The sequence below is a fragment of the Protofrankia sp. Cr2 genome, from assembly GCF_963555885.1.
GTDB lineage: Bacteria > Actinomycetota > Actinomycetes > Frankiales > Frankiaceae > Protofrankia.
In genome coordinates this window covers 16785-19903 of the sequence record NZ_CAUVXG010000045.1, presented here as the reverse complement: position 1 = coordinate 19903, position 3119 = coordinate 16785, and the positions used below count along the sequence as shown (strand labels likewise).

At 69.8% G+C, this 3119-nt stretch carries 3 protein-coding genes, 1 pseudogene and 1 riboswitch; all 4 genes and pseudogenes read right to left on the bottom strand.

Translation table 11 applies throughout. From position 1 onward, the window contains the following. Positions 1-460, bottom strand: a 460-nt coding sequence (ribH, locus tag U9978_RS18095; RefSeq protein ID WP_322762317.1) for a 6,7-dimethyl-8-ribityllumazine synthase, incomplete at its 3' end; no start/stop codon positions are given. Then, positions 457-1872: a bifunctional 3,4-dihydroxy-2-butanone-4-phosphate synthase/GTP cyclohydrolase II gene (locus U9978_RS18090; protein ID WP_322762316.1), complete on the bottom strand. Its 1416-nt coding sequence runs from the start codon at positions 1870-1872 to the stop codon at positions 457-459. The genes ribH and U9978_RS18090, both read right to left, overlap by 4 nt. Then, entirely contained in the window at positions 1869-2585 is a 717-nt protein-coding gene (locus tag U9978_RS18085; protein WP_322762334.1) for a riboflavin synthase, read from the bottom strand. The genes U9978_RS18090 and U9978_RS18085 overlap by 4 nt, the downstream gene beginning before the upstream one ends. A 124-nt stretch (positions 2586-2709) precedes the next feature. Next, a riboswitch (FMN riboswitch) is annotated at positions 2710-2838 on the bottom strand. A 144-nt stretch (positions 2839-2982) separates the two neighbouring features. Next, positions 2983-3119 (bottom strand): annotated as a pseudogene (locus U9978_RS18080) (ribulose-phosphate 3-epimerase); the annotation flags it as partial.

Here is a 3119-nt window from a genome sequence, read left to right as displayed (position 1 = left end):
CCCGCAGGACAGTCGCGGTCGTCAGCGCGGCGAAAGCGGCTTCCCGGCCCTTGTCCTCGCCGGAGGAGGGCAGACCCGCGCGATCCCGCGCCTGCTCGACCGTGTCACAGGTCAGGACGCCGAACCCGACCGGGACACCGGTATCGAGAGCCACCCGGGTGAGCCCGGCGGTCACCGACTGGCAGACGTAGTCGAAGTGCGGGGTCCCGCCGCGGATCACCACTCCCAACGCCACCACCGCGTCATGGTCGGCGGCGAGCGCCGCGGCGACGACGGGGAGTTCCACCGCGCCGGGCACCCGGACCACCGTCGGCGAGGCGACGCCGGCGTCCTTGGCGGCCCGCAGCGCCCCGTCCAGCAGGGCATCGGCGATCTCGCTGTGCCACCGGGCCGCCACCACAGCCAGCCGCAGACCGGCGCCGTGGGGGACGGACCCAGCCGGCGAGCCCGTGCCGCTCACGCCGACTCCCCCGGACACGCGTCCGCCATCAGTGCTGCCAGGACTGCGGCCTCCGGGCGCGCGATCTGACGATCGTCGCGCACCCTTTGGCCCTCCAGCAGGTCGGTGTCCACGGGTCCCTTCGGCGGGACACGATGATGCGGCACATCGGCACGGGCACCCACCGCCGTGAGCGGACCTGGCAAACCCGGCAGATCGTGTCCCATCCGGTCCCTTTTGGTCGTGAGGTAGCCCAGGTTCTCGGGGGTGAAGGTCACCGGGAGTCCCACCCGCTCGACGATCTCCAGACCATAGCCCTCCAGCCCGGCCCTTTTGGTCGGGTTGTTGGACAGCAGACGCATCGCCCGGACACCGATGTCGACCAGGATCTGGGCACCTGTGCCGTAGTCACGGGCGTCGGCGGGCAGGCCGAGCGCGAGGTTGGCGTCCACGGTGTCGTGCCCGGCGTCCTGCAACTCGTAGGCACGAAGCTTGTGGCCCAGGCCGATACCACGGCCCTCGTGGCCTCGCATGTAGAGCACCACCCCCCTGTCCTCAAGGGAGATCATGCGCAGCGCGGCGTCGAGCTGAGTTCCGCAGTCGCAGCGCCGTGAGCCGAAGACGTCACCGGTGAGGCACTCGCTGTGCACCCGCACCAGGACATCGCGGCCGTCAGCGATGTCGCCCTTGACCAGGGCCACGTGCTCGGTGCCATCGATGATGCTGCGATAGCACAACGCCCGGAATTGTCCGTGCCGGGTCGGGATGGTCGCCTCGGCGACCCGCTCGACATGCCGTTCGCTGCGGCGCCGGTATGCCACCATATCTGCGATCGAGATGATCAAAAGACTGTGTTCGGCGGCGAACCGCATCAGTTCCGGCAACCGGGCCATGGTCCCGTCGTCGTTGACGATCTCACAGATGACCCCGGCCGGACGCAACCCCGCCATCCGGGCCAGATCCACCGCCGCCTCGGTGTGGCCGGGGCGGCGCAGGACCCCACCAGCCTTCGCCCGCAACGGGAAGATGTGGCCGGGCCTGGTGATGTCGGCGGCGGTGGTCCCAGGATCGGCCAGCAGTCCGATCGTGTGGGCCCGGTCAGCGGCTGAAATGCCGGTCGTCACCCCGTCGCGGGCGTCGACGGAGACGGTGAACGCCGTGCCCATCCGCTCGGTGTTGTGCGGGACCATCTGATCGAGAGCCAGCCGATCCAGGTCGGCACCGGCCATCGGCACGCAGATCACACCGGATGTGTAGCGGATCGTGAACGCCAGCAGCTCCGGCGTGGCCAGCTCGGCCGCAAAGATAAGGTCGCCTTCGTTCTCGCGGTCGGCGTCGTCGACGACGATGACAGGCCGGCCGGCCGCGATCTGGGCCACCGCGTCGTCAATGGAGGCCAGGCGGGTGTCGCCGGCTGTCCGGGGTCCGGTCATGACGGTTGTCCGTTCCCGTTCGCAATCGTGGGGGTGAGGGTGGCGGTTGCCGCGGGGCTCACGATGCGACCCGCGCCGGCCATGTCACCGACGGCGACGAGTTTCTCGATGTACTTCGCCAGGACGTCGACCTCGAGGTTCACCCGGTCCCCCACCACTCGACGGCCAAGGGTCGTCGTCCGCAACGTCGTGGGAATCAGGCTCACGGTGAATGAGGCCGGGGATGATCCTGCCGTCGACGTCGACGCGGTCACGTCCACCACCGTCAGGCTGACGCCGTCCACGGTGATGGACCCCTTCTCGACGAGATAGCGGTCCAGCCCCGGCGGCAGGCTGATTCGCACGAGCTCCCAGTGGGTCTCCCGCCGACGGTCGAGCACCACGCCGACGCCGTCGACATGCCCCTGCACGAGATGGCCGCCGAGGCGGTCGGCCAGACGCACGGCGCGTTCCAGGTTGACGGCGTCCCCGACGGACAGGCCGGCGAGAGCCGAACGGTTGAGGGTCTCCTGCATGACGTCAGCGACGAACGCCTGCCCACCATCATGGGAAACCCAACTGGTGACGGTCAGGCAGACCCCGTTGACCGCAATGGACGCGCCCTCGCTGATGTCCGCAAGGACGGTGGTGGCGCCGATGACAAGTCGAGCCGAGGCGGGAAGCGGCTCGACGGCCGCGACGACACCGAGTTCCTCGACGATTCCGGTGAACATTACTGGCGTGCCCCCTTGTGTCGGCACCACGTCCGAGACAGGGGTGAGCACGCGGGACGTCACCGGCGCATGGGCGCCGGACGGACCGTAGGCGACAGTGAGAACCGCCGGACGGCACACGCCCGCGCGCGTCCTCCCATCCGGACTTTCACCGTCGGTCCCGGAATTTCACCGGGTCCACCGGCCGCTGGCTGCGGACGGGTCGCGGACTGTCACCGCCGGCTCGGAGTTTCACCGACCCCGGAGCGCGCGTGCTACTGCAACTACCTGTCCGAGTCTTGCACATGAAAGCCGCATGGGCGCGGGAACGCCCGGCCTGCGCATCGGATGATGCCGCTGGCACCGATGCCCGAGCGGCGCCCGATCCGCTCGGGGTCGCTCACCATTGACATGGCGGTCAGGCCGTCGGCACGCCGGGTGCGACCAGCCGCGGGGATGCCGCCAGCGCCTGCGCGCGCAGTGACTCGACCGCCGCCGCCGGGTCCTGCGCACCGTAGACAGCGGTACCGGCGACGAAGACGTCAACCCCGGCAT